This window comes from Komagataeibacter sp. FNDCF1, assembly GCF_021295335.1.
Taxonomy (GTDB): domain Bacteria; phylum Pseudomonadota; class Alphaproteobacteria; order Acetobacterales; family Acetobacteraceae; genus Komagataeibacter.
Genome location: NZ_JAIWOT010000001.1, coordinates 2,577,452 through 2,594,997, shown reverse-complemented (window position 1 = coordinate 2,594,997; position 17,546 = coordinate 2,577,452). Strand labels below are relative to the sequence as shown.

General features: G+C 53.9%; 10 protein-coding genes. 5 read left to right on the top strand and 5 right to left on the bottom strand.

The features are described from left to right. Window positions 1–306 precede the first annotated feature (306 nt). The 4 genes from LDL32_RS12250 to LDL32_RS12235 are packed head-to-tail and all read right to left on the bottom strand — an operon-like array spanning window position 307 to window position 3,480. Window positions 307–954 (bottom strand): ABC transporter ATP-binding protein, encoded by a 648-nt coding sequence (locus LDL32_RS12250; RefSeq protein ID WP_233067303.1) that lies wholly within the window; start codon window positions 952–954, stop codon window positions 307–309. Between the two features lie 50 nt (window positions 955–1,004). Beyond that, complete coding sequence (locus LDL32_RS12245; RefSeq protein ID WP_233067301.1) at window positions 1,005–2,177, bottom strand: capsule biosynthesis protein; 1,173 nt, start codon at window positions 2,175–2,177, stop codon at window positions 1,005–1,007. Beyond that, window positions 2,174–2,338 (bottom strand): hypothetical protein, encoded by a 165-nt coding sequence (locus LDL32_RS12240; protein WP_233067299.1) that lies wholly within the window; start codon window positions 2,336–2,338, stop codon window positions 2,174–2,176. The genes LDL32_RS12245 and LDL32_RS12240 overlap by 4 nt, the downstream gene beginning before the upstream one ends. Then, window positions 2,323–3,480 (bottom strand): polysaccharide biosynthesis/export family protein, encoded by a 1,158-nt coding sequence (locus LDL32_RS12235; protein WP_233067297.1) that lies wholly within the window; start codon window positions 3,478–3,480, stop codon window positions 2,323–2,325. The genes LDL32_RS12240 and LDL32_RS12235 overlap by 16 nt, the downstream gene beginning before the upstream one ends. A 666-nt stretch (window positions 3,481–4,146) precedes the next feature. Between LDL32_RS12235 and LDL32_RS12230 the strand changes: the two genes are divergently transcribed. From LDL32_RS12230 to LDL32_RS12210, 5 genes are all read left to right on the top strand, one after another. After that, complete coding sequence (locus LDL32_RS12230) at window positions 4,147–5,379, top strand: polysaccharide biosynthesis/export family protein (protein ID WP_233067295.1); 1,233 nt, start codon at window positions 4,147–4,149, stop codon at window positions 5,377–5,379. A 237-nt stretch (window positions 5,380–5,616) separates the two neighbouring features. Then, window positions 5,617–6,861 carry an AGE family epimerase/isomerase gene (locus LDL32_RS12225; protein ID WP_233067293.1) on the top strand — a complete coding sequence of 415 codons (1,245 nt, stop codon included), beginning with the start codon at window positions 5,617–5,619 and terminating at the stop codon, window positions 6,859–6,861. 291 nt (window positions 6,862–7,152) lie between these two features. Continuing rightward, the gene (locus LDL32_RS12220; protein ID WP_233067291.1) at window positions 7,153–8,919 is read left to right on the top strand and encodes a glycosyltransferase; all 1,767 of its coding nucleotides are present in this window, start codon (window positions 7,153–7,155) and stop codon (window positions 8,917–8,919) included. A gap of 45 nt (window positions 8,920–8,964) precedes the next feature. Further along, window positions 8,965–10,755 carry a hydrolase gene (locus LDL32_RS12215; protein WP_233067289.1) on the top strand — a complete coding sequence of 597 codons (1,791 nt, stop codon included), beginning with the start codon at window positions 8,965–8,967 and terminating at the stop codon, window positions 10,753–10,755. A 45-nt stretch (window positions 10,756–10,800) separates the two neighbouring features. Beyond that, entirely contained in the window at window positions 10,801–13,203 is a 2,403-nt protein-coding gene (locus tag LDL32_RS12210) for a glycosyltransferase family 2 protein (RefSeq protein ID WP_233067287.1), read from the top strand. Window positions 13,204–13,297: 94 nt separating this feature from the next. Here the strand turns inward: LDL32_RS12210 and LDL32_RS12205 are convergent, their stop codons facing one another. Further along, entirely contained in the window at window positions 13,298–17,059 is a 3,762-nt protein-coding gene (locus LDL32_RS12205; RefSeq protein WP_233067284.1) for a glycosyltransferase, read from the bottom strand. Window positions 17,060–17,546: the final 487 nt, after the last annotated feature.

The following is a 17,546-nucleotide window of genomic DNA, read 5'->3' as shown; positions in this document are numbered from 1 at the left end:
AATTTCATTATTCTGAATTTTTCATTATGCACTAACTTTGTGGTTAGGGTATGAATTAAATATAATGCTATATTATTTTAGAAGATAGAGTCGGCATATTGATTGAAATATCTTGATATGCTCGATTGCACCTCAATTCAGAAGCGTTCGGACAAAACGCAGCCTGCATTGGTTCTATGCTGACGAATTATATGCTTGAATATTGATATAAAAATTAAAGCACTTCCATCAGCTACAGAACCCCAATTCCATAAAAATTAATTATGTGTCGATTAAATAGTAACAATATTTAAATAATTACTTGAATTATAAAGATCCGTACAAATCTATGCCTTCCTGAACACTATCGAATTGTATGAATTTTCCCTGATGTATGACGGCGCTTCTGTTACATATTTCTCTTATGAAGTTCATGTCATGAGAAACAATAATCAGGGCGCGATCAGCCCGCTTGGTGAACAGTTCCTCCCGGCACCGCTGGACAAAGCGGGCATCACCCACCATGATGACTTCATCAATAAGGTAACAGTCAAACTCGATCACAACAGACAGCGCAAATGCCAGGCGTGCCCGCATGCCTGATGAATATGTCTTGACCGGTTCAAGTAGCTGCTTGCCCAGTTCCGCAAAATCATCCACATACTTACGCGTTGTCTGGTAATCCAGATTATAAATCCGGCAGATAAACCGTAAGTTATCCAGGCCGCTCAGGCTTCCCTGAAAGGCGCCGCCGAAAGCTATGGGCCAGGACACCGACATATTCTGTTCAATCCTGCCGGAAGTTGGCAGATCCACACCCCCGATAATCTTGATAAGTGTCGACTTGCCTGCGCCATTACGGCCCAGGATACCCAGCTTTTCTCCGCGTTCTATCTGGAAATTTACCTTGTTCAGAACACGCCTGATACCCTTCTCGACGTGGAATTCTTTAACAATATCGATACAACGTAACATGACACATTCTTTTTTCTGACAGATGGCTCATCAGGCGTTTGCCAGTCGGATCACTCCAGGTTCTTTTCGCGGGCACTGGCTACAAGCAGCTTTATCATCACGTACAGGCTGAAGAATGACATGAAGACAATGAACAGCACGACCATATTGCGGGGATATTCCGGCCAGTCCGGTTCATTGGGCTGTGCGACTTCATCAACATAGATCATCTGCTGATTCGCCTGCTGCTTGGCAACTTCAAGCGATGCAACGTTACTGGCCAGAATACGCTGTTCCAGTTCACGCTGTATCATCAGATCATCATACCCGGTGATCTTGGGTACAAGAGACTGATCGGATCCGGTTATCTGGCTTCCGGATTTCTTGATCTGGTCGGTCAGAATGGCAACCTGCCGTTCATATGCCGCGATCAGCGGGCTATTGGGCGCGGCAGCCCGAAGCTGATTCAACTGCATGGTTGTTGAAGTCAGCATGTTCTGCAGGTTGGTTACGAAGCTGACCATCGGCACCGACTGCCGCAAGGGATCGATCAGGGCAATGGTATTACGGTATTCGGCCAGTTTCTGGTTGATCTCACGTAATTTGGTTTCTGTTTCCTGCACTTCCCGCGATGTTGCCCGGATCAGGTTTTCGCGTTGCCGCCGGTTTATGTCATTGACCAGGTTTTCACTTGCATCCAGAAGCGCACGGGCAATCATTCTGGAGTCCGCAGCACGGAAACTGCGAACCTTCAGAATGGAAATGTCGGTTTCCGTGTCCTGTTCAACCAGAACATGACGTTGATAATAGCTATAAAAGTGCTCAAAATCATTTTTGAACAGGAAGAAAGGAAACCGGGCTATGAAATCGGCTTCCGGCCGCGCATAGATTTCAAGCAGCTTGTCCTGCCTGATAAGAAGTTCGGCTGCATCACGTGACAGCATGTAATCCTGAACAACGTAGGTATTCTCCGATGTCGCACCGCCGCCGCCGCCGCTGGACTGCAGGATGCTGCTCAGGGAAATGCTGGACTGGCCCGATCGCCCGCGTACGACGAAATGCGCCTCTGATATATATTGTGGCGTTGCGATGAGAACGAGATAGAGCATCGTCAGCACCGTAGGCAGCATGACCCATATCATGAAGGACCAGTGCTGCAGGAACCAGTGCGTGAGCCTTGTCAGGAGAGGTGCCTCAGGGATGTGGTCATTGTCACCATCGGGGATGTACACATCGGAATTCATGCTGCACGGGCCTGGGGAAAAAGAGAAAGGTCAGAATAGGGCATGGCCAGCAGGGAAAGAACCTGCTTTCTTTCACATCCATTGGCGCACGGATGCGGTATCACAGTTTCATCATGGAAAGCTGCCATTTTTATGTTTTTTTTCATCATTTGGCGATCCATGCTGCTGTAATTCCTGGTGCGATGATTGTGCTGATCAGGCCAAAGAACTTGTAGAACTTGTTGCTGGACGAATTGGCGATGTAGATGAGGTCCCTGTCCTGCATCCTGAATTTCTGGGCCAGGAAGTAGTTGCTGGGGTTCATCATGTCCAGTTGGTAGACGACGGGCGCCGTGGCTGCGTTCTGGTCGACCGCCATGCCGAGGTGGCGCAGGACACCGGCATTCTCGAAGCGGAAAAGATAGACGGCATTGGGGTCCGCCCGGGTGTCGATCGGCCCGCCCGCGCGCGATATGGCCTGCGCCATGGTCAGCACGGGTGTGCGGAACTGTATCTGGGTGACCTGGCCACTGGCCCCGAACACCGTATAGCTGCGCGGCCGCAGGGTCAGCTGGATCCTGTCGCCCGCCTGCATCACGATATTCTGGTCAGGATCGTTTTCAATGACCTGGAGCGGCATTTCGGCCACCTGCCCGTTGCGTGTCAGCTGCACCACGTAATCCGCATCCGCCTGCTCGGTATGCGTCTCCCCCCCGGCCAGCGCGATGACGTCGAGGATGCGTTCCCTGTTGGGGGTCAGAGGAACCCGGCTGGGCTGGCGCACATTGCCATACACCATGACGGAGTTGGCAATGTCCGAAAGGATGCGGACCACGACCTGCGGGGCCTGGGATTTCTGCTTCAGCCTGTCCGTGACGGCCTGGGCGACCTGGCTGGTGGTCAGGCCGGCCACGGGGATCTGGCCGGCAAAGGGGATCTCGATGATGCCGCTCCCATCCACGCTGACGGGGGGCAGGCTGGCTGTCGTGGACGGGGTGGGCGTGGCGTTGGTGCCACTGGCGCTGGCCGCGGCCATGCTGCTGCTGCTGGGACTGAAGAGGCCACTGCCGATTTCGTATATCGAGATCTGCAGGATGTCGCCCGGCCCCACCGTGTCGTTGTGCGTCGGGTGCGTCAGCGGATGGTCCGCATCAAGGCTGCTGAAGCGGGGCGGGGCCTCGTTGTCCAGAAGCGCTATGAGTTCCGGACTCACCTGGACAATCCCGTAGCCCATCGTGTTCTTCTTCGGGCCCCGCTGCGCCCGGTTCACCTGATATTCCGTCGGCCCGCTGTCAGGCAGCGCATTGCAGCCGCACAGAAGCATGAGGGCCCCACCCATGGCAATGAGGCGTCCTCTCCGTTGCGTGCAGGGGTGAACTGGACCCAAAAAATTCGGGAAACACGGAAGGATCAATAGGGCACCGGACGTTGAGGGTTATACCAGAAATCGCAGCAGGGCGATAAATGTGCGTGCACTTATCCACATCTCCGTTAGTCACGCACACGATGACTCGAGGCGCTTTTATCAGATCACCCCAAGACTGACCATACTGTTCAGCCCGGGCCCGGGCGCCCGTGTGGTAACCTGGAGATACATGGTGCCATCCCGGCATTTCCCGAAAGCGGTCGCGGCCCGGACCCGACTGCCGCAGTCAGGCCCGTAAACGCCCGCGGTCAATGCATGATGAAAGGGAAATACGTACGGGTTTGCGAATTCAGGCAGCGAACCCACGGGTTGTCCTGACCGAAAGCCCCTCCAGCATACGGTTTTCCACCCCACCCGGTAAGGTCTTTTCCTTTTGATGAGAGTTTTATATAAGTCTCCCACCCATTGGATGACTACGTAATATATGAGCAATCCGGTTAAGTAACTTTCCATCCCCGGCCTGCACTTCAGGATGCGTGCAAGGGCGTTATGCGGCTTTCCCGTTTTTTGGTATAACCTTTAGAGTCTGGTGCCCTATTGACCATCTTATGCTTACTGAAGGATTTGGGTCCGGCCCGGCGTCCTGGCCGGAAGGCAACCTGGCTGGCCGCTGCCGGGGGGGCACTTCTGCTGCTGGGCGGCTGCAATTCGCTGCCTGACAGCGGGCCAACGGAATCCCGGGTCAATCAGGACCAGCGTGATCCTAAAAAAAACACTGTGGGATACGGGATTGTCCAGATCAGCCCAGATCTGATCACGCTGCTGCAAAGTGAGGCGCCACCGCTTTTCAGCAGTCTTGCGGGGGATGAGACACCCGCCTATGGCAAGAATGACAGGATCGGGCCCGGAGATATCCTTCAGGTCTCGATATATGAAGTTGGTAGCGCACTGTTCAGCCCCACCAGCATGAGTACGGGTATGGGCGGCAGCACGGGTGCGACCGGCGGCGGCACCGGTTCGATGTCCGGTACCTCCACGGCTTCACATCTGCCGCTCCTCAGCGTCGATGGCAGCGGCAATATCGAAATCCCCTTTGCCGGTCAGATCCATGTCGCCAACATGACCACCAATCAGGCCGCCGATGCCATTCTGGCCAGACTGAAGCAGAAATCCCAGGCGCCGCAGGTTCTGGTCCGGATTGCTTCCGACATTGCCAACTCCGTCATGGTGTATGGCGGGGTCCGCCGCCCAAGCCGGATCATGCTGACCCCGAACCGTGAACGCATCCTGGATGTCATCGCACTGGCAGGGGGCGAGGAGCAGCAGACCCATGCCGATGAAGACTATGTCGTCCGGCTGACACGGAACAGCAAGATTGCCGAACTGCCCCTCAAGGTCATTGAAAACGATCCCGCCCAGAACATTGTCATGCAGCCCGGAGATCGGGTCCAGCTTACGTTCCAGCCACGCAGCTTCAGTGTATTTGGCGCAACCAATCATATAACGCAGGTACAGTTTACAACCCCGACCCTGACAATGGCCGAGGCGGTTTCCCGCGTTGGTGGCCCGATCGATTCACGTGCCGACCCCAATGCCGTCTATCTTTTCCGCTTTGAAAATGCTGACATCCTGCGCCGGCTTGGTATGCCGGTTGATAATAATGCATCAACTGCACCAGTCATCTACCAGTTGGACATGATGAACCCAAGCAGCTACTTCCTGGCGCAGGAATTCATGATGCGGGACGGGGATCTCATTTATGTTGCCAATTCGGCAAGTAACAAATTCTATAAATTCTTTGGTCTGATCACGACCATCATTTCTCCCGGAACGTCGATGGGTGGCATCGCGAGATAATATAAATAATCGTTTTACCTACTTTATACTTCAGGCAACACCACAAGACCCGGCGTCCCGGGTCACGCCCGCCGTCAATGGCAATATGGTTGTGAAATGTTCATGTTATCCAGCATGATATCGACGGGTTCCGTTGCGTCCTGCATGCCGCAATTGCCTCTTTCATTGTAGCGAAAACACAGCCATTTTATGCTGCGTGCTGGTCTGGCTGCCAGCGTATCAGGGCAGATCAGTATCATGTCGACAACCAGCGGTCCCTCTTCCAGCATTACCATGCAGGCCCAATGGCGGAAATGGCTCATCGGTCGGGCCCTGCCGCTGTGGAGTGACGCCGGTTTCGATAGCAGTTGCCATCTCTATCATGAACGGTTGGGCTGGGATGCCTCTCCAGTGCCCATGAAGCAGCTGCGCCTCATGGTGCAGGCCCGGCAGGTGGCGACCTATTGCCGTGCGGCAATTGACGGATTTTATGATCGCTCGGCCCAGGCCGTCCGCTGCCTTGATGAGATCGAGCGTCTTTACAGGCATTGCGACGGTGCGCCGGGCTGGATATTTTCGCTCGCATCCGATGGGCGCCCAGCCTCCCGCGTGCGTGACCTTTATGCCCATGCGTTCATTCTTTTTGCTTATGCATGGGCGTACAAGCTTACGGCCGAAACCCGTTATCGCACGATAGCGCGCGAGACCATGGATGAAATCCATACCATTTTTGCCGCAGGGAATGGCGGCTTTCGGGACTCCCTTCCCCCGGCGGATTCCCTGCGCCGGCAAAATCCGCACATGCATATGCTTGAAGCCTGCCTCACCCTGTCTGAAACGACAGGGGATGCGTTCTACCTTAATCAGGCCAGGCCTCTTGTCTCGCTCGCGCTTGAGCGTTTTATCGATGCCCGATCTGGCATGGTGCGTGAGTTTTTCGATGCGGAATGGGTTGCGGCCCTTCCGCCCGGCCGCAACCGTGCCGAACCGGGGCACCTGTTCGAATGGTCGTGGCTTCTGCATGAATACAGCCGGCTTTCAGGCTGTACGGGTGCGGAAAGCATGCGGATTGCCGCCGCGGCAGACCGACTGTTCGCAAGCGGTGTGACTGCTGGCTGTCACCCCGGGACGGGGCTGGCTTTCGATGCCGTGACGGAAGATGGCATAGTCATCGAGCACTCCACCCGTATCTGGCCACAGACCGAGCTCATGCGTCTGCTCGGTCGCAAGCAGGCGCATGACGGCGTGGAGGCCACCAGCATGCTGCCGCAGATCAGCGGCCTGTTTTTTGAACGCTATGCACCCGATCATCTGGCCGGTGGCTGGATTGATCGCCTTGACCAGCAACTGCGCCCCATGGTCGACCATATGCCGGCCAGTTCCCTTTACCATATTTACGGCGCAGGACGGGAAATGATGACCCGGGCGCCTGAAGCACGGCAGTGGAATGCTTCCCCTCAGTCCCGGCAGGCGAATGTGGAAACATTCATCTCCACACCCTGACACTGGCGCTACCCGGAAGCGGCGATCCACCCTTGGCCGCATGACAGGCAGGCGGCCCCGGCCGGAAATTCCGTCATCCGGCACCGCCGTTTCCCTCAACACCCGGCCTGTGATAACGTACCGTTCCGGGATGTGAATGCGAAAGGAGTGGCATTGTTGTCCAGACATCGCCATGGGAAGGTCATGCGTAATCATCCGGTTGTCGTATTTTGAAACGATTGATGGCCGCCGCATGTCATGAAGAAATCAAGCGCACTCATATCCGGATAATATAGATTTTAATAAATGGAAATGACCAACAAGAGAAAAATTCCGCGCGGCATATCTTCACCCATTCGATATTTCCGACGCCTTGCACGGCAGATCCGTTCCTTCATCCCTGCCGGAAAGATGGAACGCCATTATCTTGATCTGGATACTCGGCACCATTATCATATAACACGGACAGCACCAGAATACTGTTATGTCCGTTCTGAAAAGCCTGATGTCGTACTGCCCGATCTTCCGGCAGGACCGGAATTTTCCATTGTGGTTCCGGTATATAATACCGAGCCCCGTCTGCTGGACGCCATGCTGGAATCCGTTTACCGGCAATGGTATCCAGACTGGAATCTTATTCTTGTCGATGATGCAAGCAGCCGTGAAGATACGGTCGGCTTTCTGCAATCACTGTCCCATCCTTCGGTTCATGTGCTGTATCTTGAACACAATACCGGTATTGCCGAGGCGACCAATACAGCCATCCGGGCGGCAACAGGCAGTCATGTCGTTTTTCTGGACCATGATGATGAACTGACAGAAGACTGCCTGCATGAACTGGCCCTGTGCATCAACCTGCATGATCCGGATTACATATATAGTGATGAAGATAAAATAGATGAAAACGGCCGTTTTGTTCAGCCGTTCTTCAAACCGGACTGGTCACCAGATACCCTGATGAGCATCATGTACACCTGCCATGTCAGCTGTGTACGACGTGACCTGTTGATGCAGACAGGATTGCTCAGGTCCGAATTTAATGGCGCACAGGACTGGGATCTAGTTTTACGGATTACCGAGCGCGCGCAAAAGATCTTCCATATCCCGAAAGTCCTTTATCACTGGCGTATCATCCCCCAGTCCATCGCGGCTGACATGGCGGCAAAACCGTATGCCGTTTCCGCAGCGCAGCGCCTGCGGGAAGAAGCCCTGCACAGACGTGGCCATGCAGGCCTGGTGGAGCCACTTCCGGGTCACCCCGTTCATTGTATCCGCTATATTCCTGAAGCGGATACAATGATTTCCATAATTATTGTCATCCAGTCCCACAAACACAAAGCGCAGCTACGCCAATGCCTGCAGGCGATCAGCCAAGGTAATGAATGGGAAAATACAGAAATCATTATTGTGGCATCAGACAGGACCGGGCACATCGATGTGCCATCTTCCAGCCCATGCAGGCATGTCTCATTACCTGAAACCATCTGTACCATGCCGGCAGCCCGCAATTTTGGCGCAGCACAGGCAGAAGGGACGGTACTGCTGTTTCTGGACGCGGATCTGGAACTGCAGGTACCCGATGCACTGGACCGCATGGCCGGCTACGCACAACGCGAGCATATCGGGGCGGTAGGCGCGAAGCTGCTGCTGCCGGGGGGCAAGCATGTACAGCATGCCGGCATCCTGAACGGGTCGGGACGTCCGGTTTTTGCCTTTCAGGGCATGGACAACCGGGAAGGTGGCTACTTCATGCGCAATCTTGTAGAATATAACTGGATTGCCGTGAGCGGTGCCTGCCTGATGATCGAGCGTGCAAAATTCGAGATGATGCAGGGTTTTGATGAAAGTCTGGCCCGGGATCTTACGGAAATCGATCTATGCTTCCGGCTTGTACAGAAAAATTACTGGAATATCGTCTGCCCGCAGGCAAAATTCACATATGCGCACAAACCGGAAATAAACGCCGATATTAAAGATATCATGGATATGTATAACAAAAATCCGGAGTTTTTTTTGCATGATCCATTTTACAATGCCAACCTGCGCGCGGACAGCACCCGCTTTGACCTGGCATTGTAAAAGATCCGTTTAATGAACGCCCCCCCACATGATACGTCGGCGCATATGACCATGCTTGCACAGCTGCGGCAGAAAATGATGCAGGCCGATGTCATTTCCTTTGATTTTTTCGACACCCTTTTCGTACGCCCCGTTGTCCATGCGGAAGACATCTTCAAGATGGTAGGGCAACGGCTTGATATCCCCGACTTCACGCAACGGCGTCGCGCCGCGCAGAAGCGTGCCTTTGAGGTCATGTCTGAGCAGAAAAGGCGGGAAATCACCTTTGCAGGTATTTACGCCTGTTCGCCCGACCTGCCCGCCACCGCCCATGCCATGGAATGGGAAATGGAGCAGGACCTGACCCTGCCCAACCCGGAGATGACTGCCCTTTTCCGGGAAGCCATCGCACAGGGCAAGCAGGTCGTCATTACATCCGACATGTATTTTCAGGCCCCCTTTTTCACTGAACTCCTGCGCAGGCATGACCTGCCCTGCGTTCCCCTCTATATTTCATCGGACAGGAACGCGACGAAAAGAGATACCGGAGCATTATTCGAGATACTTTGCCGTGACCTGAACACGCCACCCCATACGGTCCTGCATATTGGCGATAACCTTGTAGCGGATGTTGAACGGGCCCGGGAAAAAGGCCTTCAGGCTTTCCATTACCGGGAAGCACGCCTGCCGGCACGTGATAAGGATTTCTCCCCCGCCACGTCACTGGCACGCGCACTTGTCCGTGTTCATCAGGAACAGGTCAGGGCTGGGAGTGCACATGAACTGGGGTTTATGGTAGGCGGTCCCGCGGCCGTCGGGTTTCTGGACTGGATCATTGCGCAGGCCAGGGCGGACCGGGTGGAGCATATCCTGTTCGTCTCGCGGGATGGTTATGTCCTGCACCAGCTTCTTGAACAGCGGCGGGCCAGCGGGGCGGCAGGCCTGCCCGCGTCATCCTATCTGCTTGGCTCCCGTGTTGCTTTCTCCCTTGCCGCCATGTCGGAAAACAGTTTTCCAGACTTCATGGAATTCCTGGTGTCAGGCGCGGGTGGGCTGTCACCGGATGAAATTTTTGCCCGTATTGGCGTTGCCGCACCCGCTGCGGAGATTCTTGCGGATATCGGGTTCCCTGCCGGTTCCGTCATTCCCGACCGGGTGCCCGAGACAATCCGCGCCCTGGTCAGCGCATGGCAGCGTGAAATCCTGAAGGTTGCTTACCGCACCCGCCGGGGGCTGTTACGCCATCTGCTGCAGCACGATCTGCATGCGGGACAGAAAGTGGCCTTTGTGGATATCGGCTGGAACGGAACCACACAAGAAGCCTTCGAGGCCGCCATTCGCGAACTGCTTCCGCTGGATGTAAGGGGATATTATTTCTGCCTGACAGATCAGCGCATGTGCGTAAAGCGCGCCAGATCCATGTCCATGTCCGCGCTCATCAATGCACGCAACACCCCGCCCGATCTCCTGCATGCCATCTATGACAATCGTGTTGCCGGCGAGTTCTTCTTCTCGGCACCGCATGATCCGGTCATCAGTTACCAGGACAGCACCGGCGCGGTCATGCCGGTACTTGATCCGGGACGTGGCCCTACAGATAACCTGCTGGAACTTAATGCTGAAGTCCTGCGGGGTATTGTGGATTTTGCCGACAGGTTTGAAGCACAGCGCAACGCTCTCGCCCTGCCTGCCGACCCGTCTGGCATGGCCAGGGTACTGGTCAATTTCATGGCGGATGGCCGTTGGGCCAGCCATCCCCTGCTGCAGACAATCCGGAATTTTGATTCCTGGGCCAGTTCCCGCAACCGGGATATGTGGATGAAAGACTATGCCTGCAGCACATATGCAATGCCCTGATACAGGAATGGCATCTTACAGGTTTTCCGGACAAGCATCATCGTAATGAACACACAGTCTCCTCCCCCCATGGACGAACATCCAGACCTGGAAAAAGAAATCGTGCGCGCGCGACTGGAACTGGCCCGGGCCCGCGCGGAAACGGCCATGCAGGACCAGCGGCTGTTCAGACTGCGGCGGTCGCTGTCGTGGCGTCTTACGGTCCCGGTGCGCAAGATACGCCCGGCCGTGCTGAAGCAGCGTGACAGGCTGCGGAACGGACAGCAGGCCATACTGCACTGGGGCAGGCAGATTGGCGAGCAGCTGACAGCACGACTCCAGCACAGGACGGATACATCGCCATCGGCACTGGATGCCCCCCTGCCCCATGCTGCGACAAGGCGGGGCTACGCAGGCTGGCTATCGCGCTTCGATACGCCACAGGCTGCCGACATGGATATTTTCCACCATCTGGTGGAGACATACCGGAATTACTTCGCGCCGATATGTGTCATATATCAGTTCAATGCCCGAACGCTACGCAATGCACCCGCGATTGCGGACAGCCTGATGGCACAGTATTTTACTGAATGGCGCGCGGTCTTCACCTTTGATTCATCCTGTCAGCATGACGAGGTTGCGGCCATATGCCAGGCCGTCACAGCCCCCCGGCTCACGACAGCCGCACCTTATCCACCCCTGAAGGAAGGCGAGGCGCTGGTGCTGGCATCGGGCAATGTCTGCCTGCGTCCGCATGCGCTTGTGGTCCTGTCCTGCGCCGCGCGCCGGGATATCCGTCTGGTTTATGGCGATGAGGACATGCGTTCGCGCGATGGCGTCCGGCACACGCCTTTTTTCAAGCCCGATTTCTCACCCGAGCTCCTGCGTCATGTTGATTATCTGACGGGTGGCAGCATGCTGGCGGGGGATGCAGCCCTCAATCAGCGTGTCTACGCATCCCTGCTGGCTGGCGAGAACCTGCAGCAGGTGCTGCAACAGGCGGTAAGGGGCCTGCGGCGCGCCCAGACATGCCATGTTCCATTCATCCTTTCCCACCTGCTGGGAAAAATGCCCGAACGCCACCGGATTGCATCCGACATCGTGCTGCCTGCCGGCCATGAATGGCCAACGATCAGCATTATCATTCCCACACGGGACCGTCTTGATCTGCTCCGGGCCTGCATTGACAGTATTGGCGCAAAAACCGATTACCCAGCCGACAGGATCCAGATCATTATCGTTGATAACGGGTCGACCGAAAAGGCAGTGCTTGAGTATTTATCGGCCATACAGAAAGATATCCGGGTTGTCGTCATCCGTGATGACGGACCATTCAATTTCCCGCGTCTGAACAACCTTGCCGCAAAATACGCCAGTCATGAGATCCTGCTGTTCCTGAATAATGATACCGAGGTAGAGCGCGGGGACTGGCTGAAACAGCTGGCATCATATGCAGTACAAAAAGATGTAGCGGCCGTTGGATGCAAACTTCTTTATGGTGACCGGACCGTGCAGCATGCCGGTTGTGTGATTGGCATGTGTGGCGGTGCCGGCCACGCGGGGGTTGGCATCGCATCCGATGCGGGTGGTTATTTCGGACTCATGAATGCAACCCGTGAGGTCTCGGCGGTAACGGGTGCCTGCCTTGCCATCCGCGCTGTATTATTTGCGGAGCTGGGTGGGTTCGACACCGGGTTTGCCGTTGCGTTCAACGATACGCTGCTCTGTCTGGCCGCACAGGCACGCGGCTATCGAAACCTGACCATTGGCATACCGCTTCTGCTGCATCATGAATCCCGTTCGCGCGGATATGATGACACCCCGGACAAGCAGGCACTTTTCCGCCATGAGATGGCGCGCGCGCGCAACCGGTATCCAGACGTTTTTGATAACGACCCCTATTATAATCCCAATCTGGATCTGTACCAGCTTTATGACCTGTCTTTCCCGCCCCGCCGCCGGAAGTTCTGGCGTGATATACCTGAGATATCATGTGCCCGGAACATTCTCGTTCTTGCACCGCCACGGCAACATGGTGAAACAGTCGGACTGTTTGTGGAAAAGCAGGCATATGCCCTGCAGGAACAGGGTTTTCAGGTAACGGTTGGCTGTGATGATGTGCAGTCGAATGAAAAAAAAGCGGCATTACGATATGTCAATCTGAATACATGCCAGGATGCAGCCACCTATAGTGTGGAACATGATATTGACTGTGTCATTTCCCCTGTCGGGAAATATTACACTATTTCCCAGCTTATTGGAGAAGCCTGTAAAATTATTTTTTATGATATGGGGGAAGACCGTTTGCACTATTTCTCACCTCTGGGCCACCCGTTCGGTCATCTTGACATGCCGGCATCCTGCGATGGAATGGCAGATTCCCTGGTAAATTTTGTAAATATCATCAAACACAACCAGCCACTCCCGTATCATATCCAGCAGCCCGTAACTGATCCGGTATCATATTGATGGATAACAGGTCTGGTCCGGAAATTCAGGCAGATGACCCTGGTTTCCGGACCGGTGGTGGATGATCGGAATACGTGACCGCGGCATCAAGGTTTCAGACCTGAATCTTATGGTCCATTCCCAGTATCTGCCGATAGATTTTCACAATATCCCTGGCCTGATCGCCTGCTTTCCGCAATGTGGCATCAAACTGCGGCGGGTTTCCATATATTTCGGGATGTGAATCAATCCTGCCCAGAACAGTTATCAGTTCTCTGGCAGATGAAACATCAATGACATGCCCGTTCCTGTTTTCCGTCACATCCTGACCAATCGCGCCGCGGTCGGAACTGACCACCCAGCATTTATGGGCCAGGGCCTCGCGCGTTACCAACCCATAGCTCTCAAACCAGCATGAGGGCGCAAGCAGCACATCGATATGACGATAAAGCCGGGATATCTCGTTACTGGGAACCTTTCCGATAATATCGACGGGCGTCACGCCCCAGGTTTCTCTACGGCGATATCCCTTGGTGCGGGAAAGATCGACGACAGTCAGATGAAGGTTACCGTATTTTCCTGACTTCAGGGCTTCCCTGATCAGCGGCAGTCCCTTGTGTGCCTCCATGCCGCCAATCTGTGCCAGCCTTACGCGACCATCGGGCGAGACGGTTTTCTCACAGCCATCAGGGAACACGGAGAGACCATTCTCTACCGCAACAACACGCGGAATACCACAATCACGATAGAGGCGAGCAAACGGCTCGGAAACCGCCAGTATGGCCTGTGCACCGAACAGGGCCGGTTTCAATGCCTTCATCCGTTTTATTTCCGGGTTATTGGTGCTGTGCGTATTATTTTCAATATTCCGGTAATCATACAGACTGTCTGGATTTTTTTCATCTCTTATGAACTGTTCATCGGAAATCCACCACGAATCATGAACCGTGATGACGTAGGGAATACCCGCCATTCGGGCAGCATCGACAACTGAAACCGTAAGGCGCTGTATGCAGTGGAAATGGACGATATCTGTCCGGAACTCTTTCAGGGTCTGCGTGAATACTTTCTCCATTTTCCCGTCATGGTAAGGCACCAGGCCATCACCGCGATAAGAGCGGTTTATGGCCTTGACCCTGATCCCTTCCCATACATAGGTCTGCACTTCATATTCTGTTTCGGCGCCATCAATAACGCACATGACATCTATATTGAATTCATTGCCGTAATGCTCTTTTATATGAAGTATGTTGTCATGTATGACGCGTGTCGCCCCACCAATCAACTGGGGAGCATAAAAAACATTCACAACAAGCAGGCGTTTTCGTGTGTCAGCAATGGCAGGCGGGGAAACTGCGCCAAATATGGCTTTTACATTTTCCGCCATTCCGGCAATTGAATATATTTCCCGCACTTCTTCCCGGGCATTGCGTCCTATTTCCTGCCGCATCTGTTTATCTGACACAAGCAGGTCAAGTGCTGCGGTCCACTCCTCCACTGTCGAGCACATGATACCGGTGCGACCATCCTCGATCACACCTTCATAGGTCGGATTTCGGCTGACAATGGATGGAATGCCGAACATCGCCGCTTCCATCCATTTGATTTCACTTTTCGCATCGGCATGCAGGGAACGTTTTATTACGGCAATATTGATGTCTGATTTTTCAAGAAGCTTCCAGTATTCATGAATATCCCAGATGGGCTCATATACAACAAGCCTGTCCCCGGCAATTTTACGGAACGTATCCGAAACCGGCAGCCATCCAAGCATGACAAAACGCACACGGGCGCCATGGCGCTGCGCGACCGCCAGCATTGCGGGTTCCAGCAGTTCAATAAAATCCTGCTTGTGGGCACGTGTTCCTGAACCATAGAAAATGGTGACCACATCATCATCGGTTTCGGGGCGTGTGTAGGTCAGATACCGTTCATGGTCGCTGCCCATCGCGTTCCGGTGCACGAAGGCTCTTTTCTGCCTGACAAAAGGCTGCATGGTTTCCGCCAGCAATGGGGTCGATGCAAGGGCATAATCACACATCCCGATCAGGTACTGCGTCAGGGGGGCATCCATGGCCAGATGAACATACTGGTTATAGGTTATCTGCCCGGCATAGCTGTCATATGGCTCGGGGTAATATTGTGACTGGAATAACAGGTCATCCGTCTCATAAAATGTAATCAGGCCCGCAATCCGTGCCGCTTCCACTACGCGGATAATGGCCGGAAGGGCCTTAACACGGTAGAATATGACCGCATCGAAGCGATTGATTTCTTCCAGGAACTTTTCCTGCTCCTTATTGCAATCATAAACCGCGACGTGAAAGCCAGCAGCCTTTATCTGCTCCTTTTTCTGTACCACACGATAAAAATAGCATTGCTGTGGTTCCGTAATGGTAAACAAGGCAACGGAGCGGATGGGCCGGGGGGGCATGACCTCGGCACCGGTGTCATGTGTCACAACCGCGCCGTATCGGGAAAGAGATTGCAGCCCCTCCTCGCGGCGCTCCATATAGGCCATATCCAGATAGGAACGCACGGCGCTGTGGAAATAGACTTCCGCAATCTTCCATCGCAGTTCACGCAGGCAAGCAAAAGCAGGGTAATCCCGGATCAGTTGCAGCACACCCTTGTAGGCATCAATATGATATCCCAGTCCCAGCGCACACCGTACCATGCCGAGCCTGTACTGGTATCCGTCCCGTTTTTCTTTTTCCAGTCTTTCGTAGCACCATTTTGCCATCAGATACTGACCCAATGTCACCTGGTAATCCGCATACAGCATCAGTGCATCAGCATCATGCGGAAAAACATCCAGCAGTCGCTCCAGGATGGACGCAGCGCGGCTGCCTTCGCCTTTACTGAATAGATTTTCTGCTCCCAGCCGGAACAGATCAGCCGTACGGGCTGTCGGCCTGATGGCCAGCAGACTGTCGCTTCGCACAAGGGCTTCGATCACCACTGACTGATCAAGATTGCCGATCAGTCCCGCGCTCTCCCCTTCTGTCTCTCCATATTCAAGCGCCCTGCGCATTTCCATCCAGACCAGGTTATTGGGGGCCTGTCCTTGTGTAATACCGTAATTCAGCCAGTATCGATAAAGGTCTCCCACCTTCATTCCGGGAAAACCATAATGCTGCTGGAAGAATTCGGGGTCGAATTCCATTCCCTGTCGCAGGGCGGCCGTATCCTGCAATCCGGAACTGATAAAGTGCATCAGGCACCGGAACGTTAAATCATCCGGATCATCTGCGGTAATTCCATGTTCCGTAGCATAATACTGACTGTCAAACAGGCTTAGCAGATTGTCTGTCAGATTATGTGCATGCAATAAATGGGGCAGGCTCAGATATATATTTCTGCGTGCCCAATCATCTTTCTGTTTTTTTGTTATATCGCTGTCTTTTATATCTATATTATATATTTTCTTCATAAATACAGGGTCTGGCAGGAAATCGGCGGTTTTTTCCGTCGCGACCGTTCCTCCCAACGCAGCCAGTTCCATACGGGCATTTTCGTTGGAGGGATCGAGTGTCAGTGCCTTTCCAAATGCATAGCAGGCCGCACCCTGCATCCCCAGTAATTTATAGCCACGCCCCAGTTGCAGGAAACCATCTGAACTGGGACTGAGCGTTACTGCTTCAAGATAGGCCTGGGTTCCCTCACTGACCTGTCCCGTCTGCAGCAACGCATGACCATACTGTGTCCATATTCCGGGCTGATTCCGGTCGTGCCTCAGCGCCCGGGCGTAATGCTCTGCCGCCTGCTGCCACTGTTGCTGTCGTGCTGCTGTTCGTGCCCTGGAAATGGATTTTAACGCGAGTACGGTCTTGCGGGGGCGCAGGACCAGACTCTGGATTTTTATTGCTCGGGCCACAGGGACGAGATCTCCATTACTCAATGTGCAGACATTTTTGGACAGACTGGAAAATTTTGCAGTATATATGATGGTTTTATAAAATAATTCAGTATCATGGCATGATTTTTATAAAAATCATCATATGAATAATTAAAAACCCTCTTACTATTACCACCACCGCATGATCCATAGCGCCATCACTGCCCTGATCCCCTTCGCTGATGATTTCAAAGCATAGGCACGCTTCTGATCTGACCGGTCATGGCTTTGAGGGGGCACAGGATCATTTTCCAGAACCTATGAAACGGATGGCCGCAACGGGCGCGCAAATCCGGGAAATGGCTTCTTCAATCTCAATAACCTTCATCGACGTAATTTCCTGAACTTTAAGGACAACCCTCCGGGTAAGGCAATACGTGCCCGTGTTCCGGCAGCCAGGCCTGCCGTTGCTGCCCTGCCGTGTGCAGGGGATGCATGATCGGTTGCAGTCTTCGCATACAGCGCT